The 16,724-nt window shown below is 59.1% G+C and carries 9 protein-coding genes; 1 reads left to right on the forward strand and 8 read right to left on the reverse strand.

Annotated elements, in window-relative coordinates; genetic code table 11:
* Window positions 1–162 precede the first annotated feature (162 nt).
* On the forward strand, window positions 163–6,282 hold the full coding sequence (locus Q6A51_RS10985) for a membrane-targeted effector domain-containing toxin (protein ID WP_304574796.1): 6,120 nt from the start codon (window positions 163–165) through the stop codon (window positions 6,280–6,282).
* A 152-nt stretch (window positions 6,283–6,434) separates the two neighbouring features.
* On the opposite strand, the gene Q6A51_RS10990 is transcribed toward Q6A51_RS10985, so the two are convergent.
* From Q6A51_RS10990 to glnE, 8 genes are all read right to left on the reverse strand, one after another.
* Window positions 6,435–7,874 (reverse strand): lipopolysaccharide kinase InaA family protein, encoded by a 1,440-nt coding sequence (locus tag Q6A51_RS10990; RefSeq protein WP_304574797.1) that lies wholly within the window; start codon window positions 7,872–7,874, stop codon window positions 6,435–6,437.
* Window positions 7,874–8,653 carry a lipopolysaccharide kinase InaA family protein gene (locus Q6A51_RS10995; RefSeq protein ID WP_304574798.1) on the reverse strand — a complete coding sequence of 260 codons (780 nt, stop codon included), beginning with the start codon at window positions 8,651–8,653 and terminating at the stop codon, window positions 7,874–7,876. The genes Q6A51_RS10990 and Q6A51_RS10995 overlap by 1 nt, the downstream gene beginning before the upstream one ends.
* Window positions 8,650–9,384 carry a lipopolysaccharide kinase InaA family protein gene (locus Q6A51_RS11000; RefSeq protein WP_201018223.1) on the reverse strand — a complete coding sequence of 245 codons (735 nt, stop codon included), beginning with the start codon at window positions 9,382–9,384 and terminating at the stop codon, window positions 8,650–8,652. Before Q6A51_RS11000 ends, Q6A51_RS10995 begins: the two co-directional genes overlap by 4 nt.
* A complete protein-coding gene (rfaP, locus tag Q6A51_RS11005) occupies window positions 9,384–10,190 on the reverse strand; it encodes a lipopolysaccharide core heptose(I) kinase RfaP (protein ID WP_304574799.1) in 807 nt (268 codons plus the stop codon). Before rfaP ends, Q6A51_RS11000 begins: the two co-directional genes overlap by 1 nt.
* On the reverse strand, window positions 10,187–11,311 hold the full coding sequence (locus Q6A51_RS11010) for a glycosyltransferase family 4 protein (RefSeq protein WP_304574800.1): 1,125 nt from the start codon (window positions 11,309–11,311) through the stop codon (window positions 10,187–10,189). Before Q6A51_RS11010 ends, rfaP begins: the two co-directional genes overlap by 4 nt.
* Window positions 11,311–12,375 (reverse strand): lipopolysaccharide heptosyltransferase I, encoded by a 1,065-nt coding sequence (gene waaC, locus Q6A51_RS11015; RefSeq protein ID WP_025258250.1) that lies wholly within the window; start codon window positions 12,373–12,375, stop codon window positions 11,311–11,313. The genes Q6A51_RS11010 and waaC overlap by 1 nt, the downstream gene beginning before the upstream one ends.
* Window positions 12,376–12,377: 2 nt before the next feature.
* Window positions 12,378–13,412, reverse strand: coding sequence for a lipopolysaccharide heptosyltransferase II (gene waaF, locus Q6A51_RS11020; protein WP_095067242.1), 1,035 nt, complete (start codon window positions 13,410–13,412; stop codon window positions 12,378–12,380).
* Between the two features lie 184 nt (window positions 13,413–13,596).
* A complete protein-coding gene (gene glnE / locus Q6A51_RS11025) occupies window positions 13,597–16,554 on the reverse strand; it encodes a bifunctional [glutamate--ammonia ligase]-adenylyl-L-tyrosine phosphorylase/[glutamate--ammonia-ligase] adenylyltransferase (protein WP_304574801.1) in 2,958 nt (985 codons plus the stop codon).
* Window positions 16,555–16,724: the final 170 nt, after the last annotated feature.

The following is a 16,724-nucleotide window of genomic DNA, read 5'->3' on the forward strand; positions in this document are numbered from 1 at the left end:
TCGGGGACTGAAAGCCGATCCGAATATATAGACAGGCTTTGCATCCAATAACTATCTACGCCCTCGCTGCGCACTGCTTCTGATTGATTGAGCCCATCACTGTCGGCCCGACGGCCCTCAATCAAACCTCAGCGCTTGAAGTGCTCAACGGAAAGTAGACACATGGAAACATTGCCCCCTCCAACCGGGCTCCCCGACGATACATTGCCAGCAGCCTCGGCCGCCCTCAAAAGGCTCGCAGAGCTGAGTACCAGCCTGCAGACAGAGTTGGGCGAACTGCCTACAGCGCAGGATACCTTGCTGGATGCAATCACGACCTCGGACACCTCACAGCGAGAGCTGGAAGTAGCCCGCCTGTTGCAACGCATCGATGATTACTGGGATTCGCCCAGCGCGTCAGACGGAACCCGTTACGAGAAATTCCTGACCGGCATGCAGCAAACCCTGCGTGACGAACTCAGCGTCAAGATCCACGAACGAGATCTCACCACACAATATCTGGCGTGCCTGCCCGCCTCGCGCCGTCGGTCGGACAGTCCGACGGCGGTTCCTCCCAAAATCTTTTCTCTGCATGTAAAGCTTCAGGAGCAAGAGCAGGTCGAAGTGGCTGGCGCTCTGGTAATGAGCCAGGATCAGGGTCATACCTTGCTGATAATGCCGGGCATCGGCGCAACGGGTTTCACCAGCCAGGCACAGATGCTTGAAACCCTGCCCGACTGGCTAAACAGCCCGACCTTGAGAGATGCCCTGTTCAACTGTATCGAGCAGCGCCATCAGGACGTGCTGACAGAGATCGGCAACGATCCTGATCTGCATCTTGAGCCGTTCACGGCAGCCGACCTGCTGCTCACGCCCATCAGCGATTCTCCCTACGCTCACGCCATGGACAGGCTGATCGACAAACAGCGCAAAGATGTCCGCTACGCCTCCATGTTGACGAGCGTCGATAACCGGGAAAAACATCAGGCACTGATCCAGAATGCCATTGGCATGCGCGGCCTGTTCGGCCCCGGAGCCCTGCTGGAACTGCGCGAACTGGCCTCTCTGGAAAGCCGCTATCGCCGCAGCCTGCCGGACTGGATCAAGATGGCCAGCCAGGATGACCGCAGCACCTATGCCGAGCGCCTGCAGCAGTATGATCAGGCACGCGCAGTCACGGTGAGCGCCCTCAATGCGGCGGCATCCCCGGAGCAGTTTGCCAGGGCACAACTGCGCATACGGATGGCAAACGATCTGGGTTACGACCTGGACCCGAGCACCATCAAGGCCAACACTCAGCGCACACTTCCAGTGACAGGCGAAGCCTACACGGTGACCCGCTCATTGACGGAACTGGCGCTGTACGGCCTGCATCCGGGCGACGGCAAAGCCGGTTCGGAATTTCTCGGGCACACGACGCTCAGCCTTGAAGACGCGCCGCTGGCAGAAGAGCACTCATCCTTGACCCCGGCCTATCTGGTCAAGGTCATCGAAGAACTCGACCTGCGGCTGACCTTCGCAGCCTTTCAACAGGCGCAGTACCGTAAAGAACACAATCAGCAACTCATGCACTTGCTGACTCGCAGACAGATAAGCGCCCTGGCTTACGCCGCCAAAATGCAAGGCCATATCCGGCCCGAGGATTTCACGATTGTCGAAACGGTCACGAATCCGGCACAGGGCAACACGGATTTCCGCCTGATCGTCCAGCAGGTCAAACTGAACCGCCAGGTACTGAGCAAATTGCTGGTCGTTCGCCAGGAAACGACAACAGGTCAGTTGGAGCGCCTGATCATGGTTGCAGTGGACGCTCCGCAGACTCAGTGTTTCTGGGCCTTCGACAATCAAACCCAACTGCGCAATGAACTGGTCGGCTGGGTGGTTTCGGACAAGCTGTGCGACTACCTGCTCAATCAGGTGGAGGTTGCGGCTCGCGCCGGGCTTGCAGCGCAACTGGCGGCTTTGAAACTCAAACCCTACCCGCCCGAGGGCTTCCTTGAACTGGTCAGCCTGTCAGGCTTTGATGCTGGCCTGCGCATTCTCGCCGAACAGCACATTCGTGTGGCGTTATCCGAGCAGCAGCGACACACGCCTGACTGGTATCGGCATGCCACCCCGGCACAACGCCAGGAACTGGTGGCTCTTGAGGATGCAGCCAACGGCGCACGCAAGAATTACGACGCCAAACCGCATACCCATATGCAATCCTTCAAGGCCTACACCCATGAACGGGCAAGCAGGCAGATCAGCAAACTGCTCGACGTACCGGTAGGCCGCGTAGATCCCGACCTGATTGTGATCAGCAGCGAGCGCGAGACGCTGACCTACACCGACATGCTGCTCAATGGCTACGACGACAGCATCGGCATCATCCGCAGTACCGCCGACACCCAGGCAACCTTCCGTGGCCCGGAGGGCGTGAACCTGAGCGCGCTGTCGCCTGTGAAAGTCGCCGAGTCGGTACGCAACCAATGGCTGGCCGACGACTACATCGCTCTCGTGAAAAACACCCTGCTCAATACCGGCTCGCAAGGTTATGAATACCGTCGCAAGACCAGCCTGCTGATGACACAGCTACAGATGAAAGCGGCGGCCTTGCGCAGCCTGCTCAAGGGACATATCAGCGCGACGCAGTATCAATGGCTTTGGGATTCCATCGACCACGCCCATCTGAGCGATGCCAGGACGCGCGAGCAATACCCGCTGTATCCGTTACAGATCCATGTGGATAAACCCTTTATCGCCTCAGGCGTGGGAGGCATCGATCAACTGGTCATACCCGACACCAACCTGATCCATGTCGAGACCGTGCAAGGTTGCGTGGCCATTCTCCCCATGTCCATCAGGCAGGCCGCGCTTCTCTATACGCATCAGGCACCGGACGGTATCGAATTCCGCCTGTTCAGCAGCTTCACCGATTCGCTCGGCACACCCGGCATGATCGATTACTACAAGGATCGCTGCCGCATCAAATCGCGCAAGACCCTGTCGTTCTTCCTGAGAGACATGCAACAGGGCAACGCCAACAAAGCGCCCTTTCTACCCAAGGAATCCATTTCCGACTTCGCGGACACCTGCTTCAATCGCCCGATCCTGCGCAAACTGCGCGATGTGGAAGAAACCACCACAGGGCGCAATGACATGCTCGCCAAGCTGATCTGGGTCAGCATCGAAGTGATAGCCACCGTTGTCACTCTGCCCTTTCCACCTGCCAGCTTTGCCGTTGGAGCCCTGTTGTCCCTGCATGACACCGTCCGCGCGCTTCAGTCCTTGCGTGAAGGCGACAGCGAAACCGCCAGCGCTTATATCCTGACCGCCATGCTCAACAGCTTCGGTGCCGCGGGCGACCTGCATTCGGGCCTGAAGGGATTCGGCGGCGTGGTACGCCAGATCGGACCACCACCGCCCTCTCATTCAGCATTGCGGCCAGTGCAGCGCTCTTCTTCTCTGCCTCGCTACGAAGACATGTATCCGATAAACCTGTACGACGAACCCTTTCTGGTCGGCAAACCGGATGCCAACGGTTACTTTCCGGTACTACGAAATGTCAGCGACGCCTCGACAAAGGTCGATGCTACCGGGCAGTTCGTCAGACCTGGAGCCGGCGGGACATGGCAGCCACCGGGGCACGCACTCGATATTGCATCGCCTTCCGCAGCGGGCCTGCGCGACGGGCTGGAAGTCCACCTTTCATTGAGCAATGTACCGCGCATCAGCGACGGTCACGCCAAAGGTGTCTGCACAATCAATGGCAGACAGTACATCGAGTTTTCCGGCAAGACCTTCGAGGTGCAATACGACACACAGATACGCAGTTGGCAGATCATCGATCCGGGCAACCCGTTCGCCTTTTTCGGCAAACAACCCGTGAGCCTGGATGAACAGGGCAAATGGCAGCTCGTCGACCGCCAGCAGTTGCGTGGCGGCGGGCGAGACAGCCCGCAGGACTACAGGCCGCTGCCAGACACCGAAGCTGCCGGCACCGGCACGAACCTCAGCGATTACGAGCTACCGGGCCAGATGCAACCCCACATGGAGCTCATTATCAGTGGGGAAGGTTACGACCCGAGCGGGCTGGGCATGATGCAATACTTTGAAACCTACTTCATGGAGATGCGCCTGAAATTCACCGTACTGCGGGAAAAGCTGTACCACGATGCCCATGCCTTTTTCAGCGCTCCATCCTTGCCGCCACGCCCTTCATTGCCTGCCCTGGAGTCCGGGGCAAGCATCGACACGCTGTTCGAGAGCCTGCTTGCCCACAGCAGCGGCCTGGTCCTGAGCGAAGCGCCCAGGTCGGTCGCCAGCAAGCGCCTGCTCATCCAGAACATGCCTTTGCTGGTCAAGGAGCGGGTCGAGATTCTGTACATCGAGCATCTGTTCAGCGACAAGCACCTGCCAAAACTTGCCCGCTATCGCCAACTGGGCAAGAAGACCCGCTCCGGTTCCCATGAAATCAAGGAGCATCTGGAATACATCAACGATAAGGCCCTGAATAACCAGACGACGGAGTACGACTATTACCACCTGATCAAGATCGCCCACAGGCATGGCATCGAAGTGCGCCCGTTCAGTTCTTCGATCAGCTATCCGCTCATCAGTCATCCCGTAGCACCGGCCGCTGGCGATACAGCCGCCAGCCAGAAAATGAGCAACTTCTTTGGCCATAAGCTCATCAGCGGCGACGTGGCAAGCGACCCATCAAGACGCTGGATAGCCCTGCTCGATGAAAAACTGGCGAGCACCCACAACCAGCTTCCCGGTATTGCCGAGCTGGAAGGCGTACCCAGCATTCATATCCAGGACGTTGCGAGCGGGAGCCCGACGCGGATCAAAGCCACTGCCGGCGCGGCATCAACCGACTCGGCAACCCACTGCGACTTCACGATAGAGTTCGCCAACCCATTGACCATCGCCCCTGCAAAACCATTGCCCGAGAGCACCCTGCTGGACATGGCTCTGTTCAAGGATCTGGGCAACAGACAAAGCATCGAAAACGCACAACTCTGGTCGGGCGAATACGGTTTTCGCTGGGGTGACACCAAGGGCTGGTTGCGTATAGAACCCGATCACTGGACGCCCAACAGCCCATCGAGCGCCATCCAGAAGTCGCTGGCAGACGCCACGTACGAAGTCCCGCTGGAGAACAGAAGCACCCTGTACCAATTGGCGAACTTTGAACACAAAGGGCTGGATCAACATTACTTTTTCCTGGACCCGGAACTGAGCGTGGTACGGGGCAAATTCTTCAAGGTGCGCACGAAGCTGCAAGCCGATGCCCGAAATATCGCCGCCGTTGAACTGCCGCCGCGTCCGACGTTGCCCAAGGTAGAACCCCAGGCCCCGCTGCCAGACTTTCTACAGACGCTTTATCAGCACACCGACGGCATAGTGATTGGCGAAGTTCACTCTTCCGTGGCCAGTAAAAAGCTGATTATCGACAACCTGCCACTGCTGTCGCAGCAAAAGGTCAAGACACTGTATCTGGAGCATCTGCTGGCTGATCTGCATCAAGCGGACCTGGACCGCTTTTTCGAGACGGGGCAAATGAGCAAGACACTGCTGCATGACCTGAAAAGGCTCGACAGAGGACACCATACAGACCCGAACAGGATCCATACCTTCGAGCAGTTGGTGCTCAAGGCCCAGCAGCATGGTGTGGAAATCCGCGCAATCGACTGCTCGGCGAGCTACCACCTCAAGGGCATCCTGGGAGACGCCCCAACCACCCGCCAGCAAATGATGAATTACTTTGCCCACATCACCATTCGCAAACATCAGGAAGTCATGGGCTCACACAAATGGATCGCTCTGGTGGGCAACACTCACGCCAACACCTACCAACAGATCATACCGGGCATCGCCGAACTGGAAGCCGGGATCGGCCTGCGTGTTACCGATGCGCCACCCGGCAACGCCAGAGGCGTGATCCCCGACCCAGGAGAGCGGATCAAACGCGGCCTGGGCACTGAAACCGTTCCGATCAAAAGCGACTATCTGGTGGAAATGGAAATCACGGGAGCAACCAGAGCCCTCCCTGTCCGCCCTCCTCAAACGCTACCTGCAGAGCAGCGACTGACCCGACCCGGAATGTTCCTGATCGAACAATCGGAGGACGGCCAGCAAACCATCGTCCACCGCTCACGGGACACCTTCATTCACCGCACGCCCGTGCAGGTCAATGCAGAAGGCAAGCTCTACATCGACCGCCCGACATGGACAAACGCCCACCTGACGCCATACAACAATATGTTCGCGCTGGTGGAAGCACTTGAGGAACTTAATCTGATGCGCGTGACCTGACCGATGGCAGGCAAGTAAGCAGGGGTCACAATCCGTGGGAGGGGCCTTGGCCGCGACAGCATGTTCAGGCACTGCAAATGTGTTGCCTCAAGCTGGTTGTCGCGGCCAAGGCCCCTCACATTTCATGGCATGTACGCCCTGAGCGATCGGCACTAGCACTTGCCGGGCAAGCGCTCATCCAGCAACTTGTGCAGCGTACTTCCCGCCGGCCAGTTGCGCATGAAACGCGCCCGGTCGCGGGCGAAGGCTGCTGCAAAAGACGACTGGGAGCTGTGTTGCTGCATGGCGTCCAGATCGATCAGCGCCCAGCGATCTTCATTCCAGAACAGGTTATGGCCCTTGAAGTCGCCATGGCTGATGCGCTCACTGACCAACTGCTCGAAAAGCCGGTCCAGCGCCAGCAATTCATTCTCCGGCACATCACCCGATTCAAGATAAGGCGCGAACCGCTTGATGATGTCCGGCCCCGGCAGAAACTCGGTGACCAGGTACGCCTTGCGGCGCAAGCCAAGTACACGCAGTTCCAGCACCGCCAGCGGTCTGGGCGTGGCAATGCCCAGGAACTCCAGCCGATTGGCTTCACGCCAGGAGTGCCAGGCACGGCTCGGACGCCAGAAGCGTTTGAGCCAGTGGGTGAAATTCTTGATGTTGTAGCGCTTGATGACCAGCGTACGGCCATTGGCTTCGACCCGGCCTACGCTGGCCGCGCCACCGGTCTTGTATAGATGGCCCTTGTCGAGCAAGGCGTCGGCCTGCTCCAGCACCGGCAGCAGGGCAGGCTCTTCTTCGCGGCGAATCGCCCGGAACTGCGAGGCGCTGTCTTCGACGCTGAACAGGCTGCAATCACGGCCGGTCTTGTTCAGGTAATCCTTCAGGCGCCAGCTGCGCACCTTGTCGATCTGCTTTTGCAGGGCTTCCATGGGCAAGGCGTGTTCGGCGTTACTCAACAGGTAATGCACCAGCAGCTCTTCGGTAAACGGCTCCAGCGACTTGGGCAACTGGGCGAAAAACACACCGAGATTTTCCAGCACGGCCTGTCTGGACAACGGCTTGCCGGCCTCTTCGACACGAATGCCTGCACCGTCGATCAGGTGCAACTGGCCGTTATGGCGCAGCAGGTTGTCCAGATGCAGGTCTTCCTGCCACAGGCCTTTGGCATGCAGCAGGGCAATGGCTGACAGCGCTTCACCCAGCACAAGCTGTTGCTCATCGGCCAGCGGCGGCAGGTTCTGGACCTTGTTCCAGGCGTCGCCCAGGCTCTGGGCGTTATCCAGAAACTCGAACAGCAACCAGCCACCCTCGCCTTCTTGCAAGCCATCGGCCAGCAGAAGAGGCGTGGTCAACCCTTGATCGGCCAGCAGCCGAACACCGTCCAGTTCGCGCTGGAAATGCCGGGCGGCCTTGCTGCCGACCAGTAGCTTCGCCAACACTGTGCGACCACGCCAGACACCCGCGCCGACATAGCGCTGCCCTGGCAGCACGCGCAAAAGCGTCAACAGTTGCAGATCGGCAGAGCCAATGGCATCGGCCAGGGTTACGTTCAGGGGCAGCTCAGGCGTGCGTCCGGCATTCTTGAGTTCAGACAAACGCATCAGCGCGCCTCTTTGTTGTCACGGTGGTGAAGGTCGCGCTTGTGCTTGCCACGCTTGCCCAGACGCAAACACCAGGCATCGACCTGGGCGCTGTCGGGAGCCGCCTGCAGATAGGCAGCCAACAATACCCGCAATTCGCTATCCCCCCACGCCGTCGCACGTCGCAACAAGGGCTCCAGATCCTTGATCAGATCACGCTTGCCGAAGAAAACCGGGCGGGTCTTCTCCAGATCGATCAGTTGTGCCTGATAAACGTCGCCCTGAGCCTGCAGAAAAATATGCTTGGGGTAGAAGCAACCATGAACCTGTCCGGCCTGATGCAGCTTGCGAGCCAGTTGCCCGCAAGCCTGAAGAATCGCATTGTGCTGACTGGCACTCAGCCTGGACCATTGCTCAAGCAAGACATACAGGTCAGTCCAGCCATCCAGAGCACGGGTCATCAGAATTGCACGGTGTTCGCCATTGACCTTGCTATCGCCATAGAACACGGCCTGCAACGCTGGAATACCCAGCTTCCGATAGCGGCTGATATTGCGAAACTCGCGGGAGAACGATGGTTCACCGAACGGATGATGCAGCGTATAGGTCAGGTAATTGCTCTGACGCTTCAGATAAAAGCCCTGACCTTCCAGCTCCAGGCGAAACACACTGCTCCAGCCGCCGCGACCGGTATTGGGTTCATCAACGGCGTCGAGCTGTATGTTCCATAGCGACTGAAAGTCGATCAGACCATGACGCTCAAGCAGGGCACGGTCGGAATCGGCAATGAAAACGCTCATTCACGCCCCTCGAAAAAACTGACGACATGACGGATGCGCTTCTTGTCGGAAGCGTTCAAACGATCCCGCTGACGGTACTGCAAGTAGAAGCGCAGACGTTGGGTCGCGGACAAATGGTATTTGGCGACCTTGTCCAGGCAGGCCAGATCCTTGGTGATTCGATAGCGAAGCATGAAGCTCCACCAGAACGCACCGTTGGGGCAATCGATGAAAAACAGCCTGGACTGGTCGTCGACCAACAGATTGCGCCACTTCAAATCGTTATGGGTGAAATGCTGGTCATGCATGATGCGGGTGCAGCGCGCCAGTTGCCGACTGATGACATCGACCCAGGCACGATTCGACAACCGGGCATCCTTGTGCCGCGCCAGCTCGGACAGGTCTTCGGTACGGGGAAGTTCGCGTGTGATGAGCGCGCCGCGATCATAGGCCGCGCCCTTGCGCTCCAGGCCCCAGGCCACCACGTCGGCAGTCGGGATACCCCATTTGGCGAAACGCTTGAGGTTTTGCCATTCGGACTTGACCCTCGGGCGGCCCAGATAGCGGCGCAGGCCTTTCCCTGCGCCGGTGTAGCGCTTGACGTAATAGGTCACGCCGCCACGCTCCACACGAATCACTTCAGAGAGCAGATCGCTGGTCAGTTGTTCGCCCTGCAAGGCAAAAACCGCGTCCAGACTGCCGAAGTCCTCAGCCAGGAAGGCGTATTCCGGCTCAAGATTCCAACCAGCCATCAGAGCGCATCTCCGTAACGCAATTTACGCTGATACAACTTGTCCGCCTTTTTATCCAGCCAACGCAGCAATGAGGCTTCCCGAGCCAGTACTTCACGTAATGGCTTCTGGAAATACCCCTTGAGAAAACGCAATTTGTCGCGTTTGGTAAGACCTATGTCCAGCGCCGAGAAATACAGCGCGGCCAGATCCTTGTTACGCCAGCGCGGCGTGATTGCACGGCGGGTCTGGGCACGGTGCAGGTCGATGACTGACAGTTTGAAATCATCGGCCGTCACCGGCTTGTCGGTATGCAACAGGAAGTGGCAGATGTAGCAGTCCCGATGGTTTACACCGGCGCGGTGCATCATCCCGACCATCCGTGCGACTTCGGCGATGAACGCCCGCTTCAAGCGCGGCTCGGGCGGCTCGTTGCGCCAGTTGATGCTCACATCTTCCAGGCTTTCGGTGGGTGCCAGCTCTTCGGTGACGATGAACGAATGCTGAGCCGCCGGATTGCTGCCACGCTCGCCATAGGCCACGGCGGTCATGGTCGGCACGCCGACTTCCTTGAGACGCGCTATCGCGTCCCACTCCTTGCCCGCTCCCAGCACCGGCAGCTTGGCGGTCACCAGATTCTTGGCGATTTCACCCCAGCCGATACCACGGTGAATCTTGACGAAATAACCGCGGCCATCGACTTCGGTACGCAGCGTGCGACGACCTTCCAGCTCGCGATAGACCTGTCCATCCAGAGCCTCGACCTCGTCAAATGCATCTCGCCCGGCCCACCGGCTCTTGAAGGGTTCAGCGAGGAACAGCTTCATTGATAGTGCTCCGCCAGAATCACATCGGCAGCGTGCTGCGGCATGCTGTAAAGGTCAGCCGTATCGGCGAACGCCAGACCATTGAGGCCCCAGGAGCGGCGCGCCGCATCGTCTTCGAGCATCTTTACCAGATATTCGTTGAGCTGCGCCTGCTCGAACGGGTCATCCAGCACCAGACCGCTGTCGGCTTCGGCAATGTAATGAGCATAACCACAGACCGCACTGACCAGCACCGGCAAACCGGCCACCAGCGCTTCAAGCAGCACAGTGCCAGTGTTCTCGTTATAGGCCGGATGAATCAGAAGATCGGCGCCGAGCAGGAAACGCGGAATATCGCTACGCCCTTTCATGAAGGTCACCTGTTCGCCCAGCCCCAATGCTGTGCTTTGCAGCTGGAATACTTTGGGGTCGTCCTGGCCGATTACAAACAGGCGCGTGCGTTTTTTAAGTTCGGCAGGCAAGGCGGCCAGCGCCTTGAGGCTGCGATCCACGCCTTTGGTCTTGAAACCCGATCCGATCTGCACCAGCAGCAGGTCGTCGTCGGCCAGCCCGAATTCCTGACGGAACCCGGCACGAATATCCAGCGCATCAGGTGGCGCACGACGGTCCTGGGAAATCCCCGGCGGCAGCAGGTGGAAGCGCGACAATGGCGTGTCGTAGTGCTTGATGAACAGCGGCTGCTGCACTTCGGAAATCATCAGCACCTGAGTTTTCGCGTCTTTGGCGAATACCGCCCGCTCGTATTCGGCAAAGTGGCGATAACGGCCCCATTTGCGATACAGGGAGTTGCGCAGGTTCTGCGCCTTGTCCTCGAAACAGCCATCGGCGGCGTAGTACACATCCAGGCCGGGCATCTTGTTGAAGCCGATCAAGCGATCCACCGGGCGTTTGGCCAGGTCCGCTTCCATCCAGGCGCTGAGCTTTTCGTTGCGCCGATGGTTGAAGAACGCCTTGACCGGCGCGACCAGCACCTCGAAGCCAGGCGGCACATCGCCTTCCCAGATCAGGGTGTAGACCCGGATCTGGTGCCCGCGCTCCTGGCATTCCAGCGCAATACGCATGAAGTCGCGTTGCAAGCCGCCGAACGGGAAATATTTGTAGAGTACGAAAGCCAGTTGCATCAGTTGTGTTCCTTTGCCAGCAACAGCGCGCCCAACTGGCTCGCTACCCGCTCGGGATTCAAACGAGTGAAGCACATGGGCCACTCGCGTTTCAGGTCGAACCGCAACTGATCGTCAGCCGTCGGTTGATAAGTACATTTCTTTTGCAGGCAAGGAGCACATGCCGGGTAATCACCGGCCAGATGCACCTGGGACTTGCCGTAGGCACCGGTAAGGCCCGGATTGGTCGGCCCGAACAGGGAAATGGTCGGAACATCCAGCGCCGCAGCCAGATGACCGATGCCGGTATCCACCGCCACGCAGGCCTGGGCACTGGCCAGTACACGGGCAACGCCCGCCAGATTCAGCTTCGGCAAGACCTGCGCATTGCCCAGGCCTTCGGCGATACGCTCGGCGCGGGCCTTTTCAGCCGGGTTGCCCCATGGCAGGCGCACGTTCAGGCCTCGCGCAGCCATCAGTTCCGCCAGTTGCCGCCAATAATGCTCGGGCCAGTGCTTGGTTGCCCAGGTGGTGCCATGCAGAAACAGCACGAATGGCGCCTCAAGCGTTTCATCCAGTGCCGACAGACGCTTGAGGCCATAATTGCCAAGGCCCGCAGGCAGTTCATAGCCCAGAGCCTGAGCGAACAACTGCCGCAACCGCTCAACCGCGTGCTGCCCACGTGCCACCGGGTAAGGCCGGTCGTAGAAACGGCTGGCAATGGGCTCGCGTGCCGAGTGTTTGTCCAGGCCAGCAACCGGAGCGTTGACGTAACGGGTCAGCCAGGCGCTCTTGAACAGGCCCTGGGCATCAATGACCACGTCGTAATGTGTCTCGCGCAGACGCTGCTTGAAACCCTGCCACTCACCGGTCTTGAAGGTCTGCCACAGGTTCTTGCGCCAGCGACGGATCGCCACCGGAATCACTTTGTCCACCGCCGGGTGCCAGGTCGGAATCTCGGCAAAGCCTTCTTCCACCACCCAGTCGAACTGAATGCCCGGCAGAGCCTGCGCCGCATCGGTCAACGCTGGCAAAGCATGAATCACGTCGCCCAGCGAAGAAGTCTTTATCAGCAATACCCGCAAAGTCAGGCGACCTCCACCGGGGTGCCGCCCAGACGGCCCAATGCCTGGACCACGGAGTTCGGCTCAAGCAGGCGCATGCAGTTGTAGTGACCAAAACGGCATGTGCGCTCGAAACAGGGGCTGCATTCGATCCCCAACTGCACGATCTCGACCTCATCGGCCAGAGGCGGCGTGAAACCGGGCGATGTAGAGCCGTAGACCGCCACCAGCGGACGATTCAGCGCAGCCGCCACGTGCATCAGCCCGGAGTCGTTGGACACCACGGCATCGGCGCAGGACAGCAGATCAATGGCCTCGGCCAATGAAGTTTCACCGCTGAGGTTGACCGCCTCTTCACGCAGGCCGGGGATCAGATAGTCGCGAATGCTCTCGCCGACCGGATGATCCTTCTTCGAGCCGAACAGCCAGACTTGCCAGCCTTCACGAATGCGGGACTCGGCCACCTGTGCGTAATGCTCGGACGGCCAGCGCTTGGACTCACCGAACTCGGCCCCCGGGCATAGCGCCAGCACCGGTCGGTCCAGCGTCAGGCCGAACTTGGCCAACGCGGCATCACGAACAGCGGTGTCGATTTGCAGGCTTGGCTTCGGATAAGGGCGCGGCAACTCTGCGTCCTTGTCGAACGCCATGGCCATGAAACGCTCGATCATCAGTGGATAGCGCTGTTTGTCCAGAATCCGCACGTCATTGAGCAGGCCATAGCGGAACTCGCCACGCCAGCCGGTGCGCTTGGGAATGCCCGCAAAGAAAGGCACCAGCGCGGACTTGAGCGAGTTGGGCAGCAAGATGGCCTGATCGTACTGACCGGCCAGGGACTTGCCGATCCGGCGTCGGGTCGACAGTTCCAGCGCGCCATGCCCCAGCGGAAAGCTCAGGGCGGCACGCACTTCAGGCATGCGCTCCAGAAGCGGACGGCTCCACTCCGGAGCCAGCACATCGATTTCGCACTCAGGATGACGCTGCTTCAGACACTGGAACAGCGTCTGCGCCATCACCATGTCACCGACCCAGCTAGGCCCAACGATCAAAATTTTCATGCTCGATCCAAAAACAGCCAGGGAGGCTTGTCAGGTTGCGTGACCTTCCCACACAACCTGACGCCTCCCTGTCATAGCTATCTATATATAGCGTTCGATAAACCGTAGGAGCGAATTCATTCGCGAAGGGGCCTGAAACATTTCAAAGCACTTTCGCGGATGAATCCGCTCCTACAACATGGGTTCAGGTCAGTCCCAACCCTGCCCAGATCCGCATCACTTCGCGCCGCTCGACTTCAAACTGATCACCGGCCACTGTTCCGGCCTGGTTCTGCAATGCCTGACGGTGCGCCGCTGCACGGTATGCCTTATAGGCTTCGCGCAACAGGCTGGCATCGGCATCAGGCAGCAACCCGGCCTCTTCCAGGCCTTCGAGAATACGAATGTTATCGGTGTAGCGCAGCAAGGCGGGATGCTCTCTGGACCACGCCAAGGCCGCGTATTGCACCATAAATTCGATATCGACGATACCACCGGCATCCTGCTTGAGGTCGAACGACATTGCCGGATCGAAAGCATTGGCCGCCGTTCCTGCTGCGGTCAGTCGAGTCCCCAGGTTATCGCGCATCTTGGCGCGCATCTCGCTGACTTCCGAGCGCAGTTTGTCCAGATCGCGCTCGCGGCCCAGAACCGAGGCCCGGACTTTGGCGAACTCGTTCCCGACATCCGGGCTGCCGATCAGTACCCTGGCACGCACCAGCGCCTGATGTTCCCAGGTCCAGGCTTCATTTTCCTGATAGCGAGCAAAAGCCCCCAGCGAGCTGACCAACAGGCCTGACGCGCCGGATGGCCTCAGGCGCATATCTACTTCATAAAGCTGGCCGGAGTTGGTCTGAGTCGTCAGCAGGTGAATGATTCGTTGACCAAGCCGGGTGAAGAACTGCGCGCCATCGATAGGCTTGGCACCATCGGTTTCAGCCTGCGGATCACCATCATGGATAAAGACCAGATCCAGGTCCGAACCATGCCCCAGCTCGATACCTCCCACCTTGCCGTAACCGACAATCACAAAGCTCGGGTTGCACAGGCTGCCATCGGGGCGCGAAGGCGTGCCGTGCCGGGCAACGGTATGTCGCCAGGCAAGGGCCAGAACCTGCTCCAGAATGGCCTCGGCCAGCCAGGTCAGGTAATCGCTGACCTTCATCAGCGGCAAACTGCCAGATATCTCGGACGCCGCAACCCGCAGACGGTGGGCGAGCTTGAAATGCCGCAAGGCTTCCATCTGCTGCTCAAGATCGTCCTCGGGAATACGGATCAGCCTTTCACGCAGCTCGGCCGCCAGCTCGGGCGCCAACGGGGGATTGAACAGGCGTCCTTCGTTGAGCAACTCGTCGAGCAGCAACGGGAAGCGCGCAATCTGTTCCGCGATCCACGGGCTGGCAGCACATAAAGTCAGTAAACGCCGCAGCGCATCGGGGTTTTCCGTGAGCAGCACCAGATAAGCCGAACGCCGCGCTACCGCTTCGACCAGCGGCAATACTCGCTCAATGACCAGATCCGGGCTTTGATGTTCTACGGCCTGGGCCAGCAGACGGGGAATGAAGGCATCCAGACGCTCGCGCCCCAGGCGCTGCATCGAGCGCAACTGTGGACTGCCGCGCAGATTGGCCAACTGGCGGATGGCCTTGTCGGCATCGACAAAGCCGGCTTGCGACAACTGGCGACAAGCCGCCTCTTCATCCTGAGACTCCTGCCACAGCGGCAACCACTCACCGCCAACGATGACTTCGCCTTCATCCTGCTGCTCGTCATCGGCATCAGAGTCCGGATCGGCAATGACCTGGCGGAAATGCCATGAAACCCGGCTACGCCAATGCATCAGTTGCTCATGGAACGTCGCCCAGTCGGCAAAGCCCATCATCAAGGCAATGCGCGCCTGATCCTGCTCGTTGTCCGGCAGCATCTGCGTCTGGCGGTCGGCAATGGCCTGGATCGCGTGCTCGGTGTAGCGCAGAAACTCGTAGCCTTCGCGCAATTCGTCGATCACGGCAGAAGGCAGATAGCCCTGGCCTTCCAGGGTTTTCAGCACCTTGAACAATGGCCGCTGCTGCAAGCTCAGGTCACGGCCGCCGTGAATCAACTGGAAGGCCTGGGCAATGAATTCCACTTCGCGGATGCCGCCAGCGCCAAGCTTGATGTTCTCGGCCATCCCCTTGCGCCGGACTTCCTGCTGGATCAACTGCTTCATGGTGCGCAGCGCTTCGATGGCAGAGAAATCCAGATAACGGCGGTACACGAACGGCCGCAGCATTTGCAGCAATTGCTCGCCAGCCACCTGATCGCCGCCCACCACCCGCGCCTTGATCATGGCGTAACGTTCCCAGTCACGGCCCTGATCCTGATAATACTGCTCCAGCGCATTGAAGCTCAGCACCAGCGCCCCGGATGAACCGTAAGGCCTAAGACGCATATCGACGCGGAACACGAAGCCATCGACTGTCACCGGGTCCAGTGCCTTGATCAAGCGCTGGCCCAGGCGAATGAAAAATTCCTGATTGTCCAGCGCCCGCTTCGCACCGACTGTCTCGCCGCCTTCGGGATAAGCGAAGATGAGGTCGATATCCGAAGACAGGTTAAGCTCCACGGCACCCAGCTTGCCCATGCCGAGGATCACCATCTGCTGCGGCTGGCCGGTACGGCGCCCGGTCGGCGTGCCGAGCAACTGGCAGTGACGCTCGTACAGCCATTGGTACGCCAGGTCGATGGAAGCATCGGCCATCTCGGACAAGTCACGGCAGGTTTCGATCAGATCTGCCTGACGAGTAAGGTCACGCCATATAATCCGCACTTGCTGACGCATGCGCTGGCGACGTAGATTACGCCCCAGTTCATCATCGCTGCTGGCAGCCAGTAAGGCGGCAGCTATTTGCCCGCGCAGTTCGCCCACATTGAAACTGCGCTCCAGCTCGCCCGATCCGGCCAGCTCCAGAAGCATGCGGGGATCGCGGCAGACCTGTTCGGTGACGAAATCACTGGATGCACAGACGCGATCGAATGCATGGCGGCGCGACTCGGGCCAAGCCTCGAAAGACGTCAGTACATCACTTGGCAAACCTGCAAGCGCTGTACGAAATGTCTGTTGTGCGCGGGTAACTAAAGGCAGCAGGATGGCCGGAAAATCGGCCAGCGAAGGTAGGCTCATGGTCTATCCTTGATCGGCGTGCAATGGGCTACCTGCAATGTCCGCAAGTTTCATGCGCAACCACCGAATGTAGAACAAAGGTTATAAATTGCTGAAAAATTTGATTCACTAGCAGCAGACACCAATTTTTCACCAAGAATTATAAATCTCACATCAACGGTAACGTTTTA

The sequence above is a fragment of the Pseudomonas serbiensis genome (genome assembly GCF_030580745.1).
Classification (GTDB): Bacteria; Pseudomonadota; Gammaproteobacteria; order Pseudomonadales; family Pseudomonadaceae; genus Aquipseudomonas; species Aquipseudomonas serbiensis.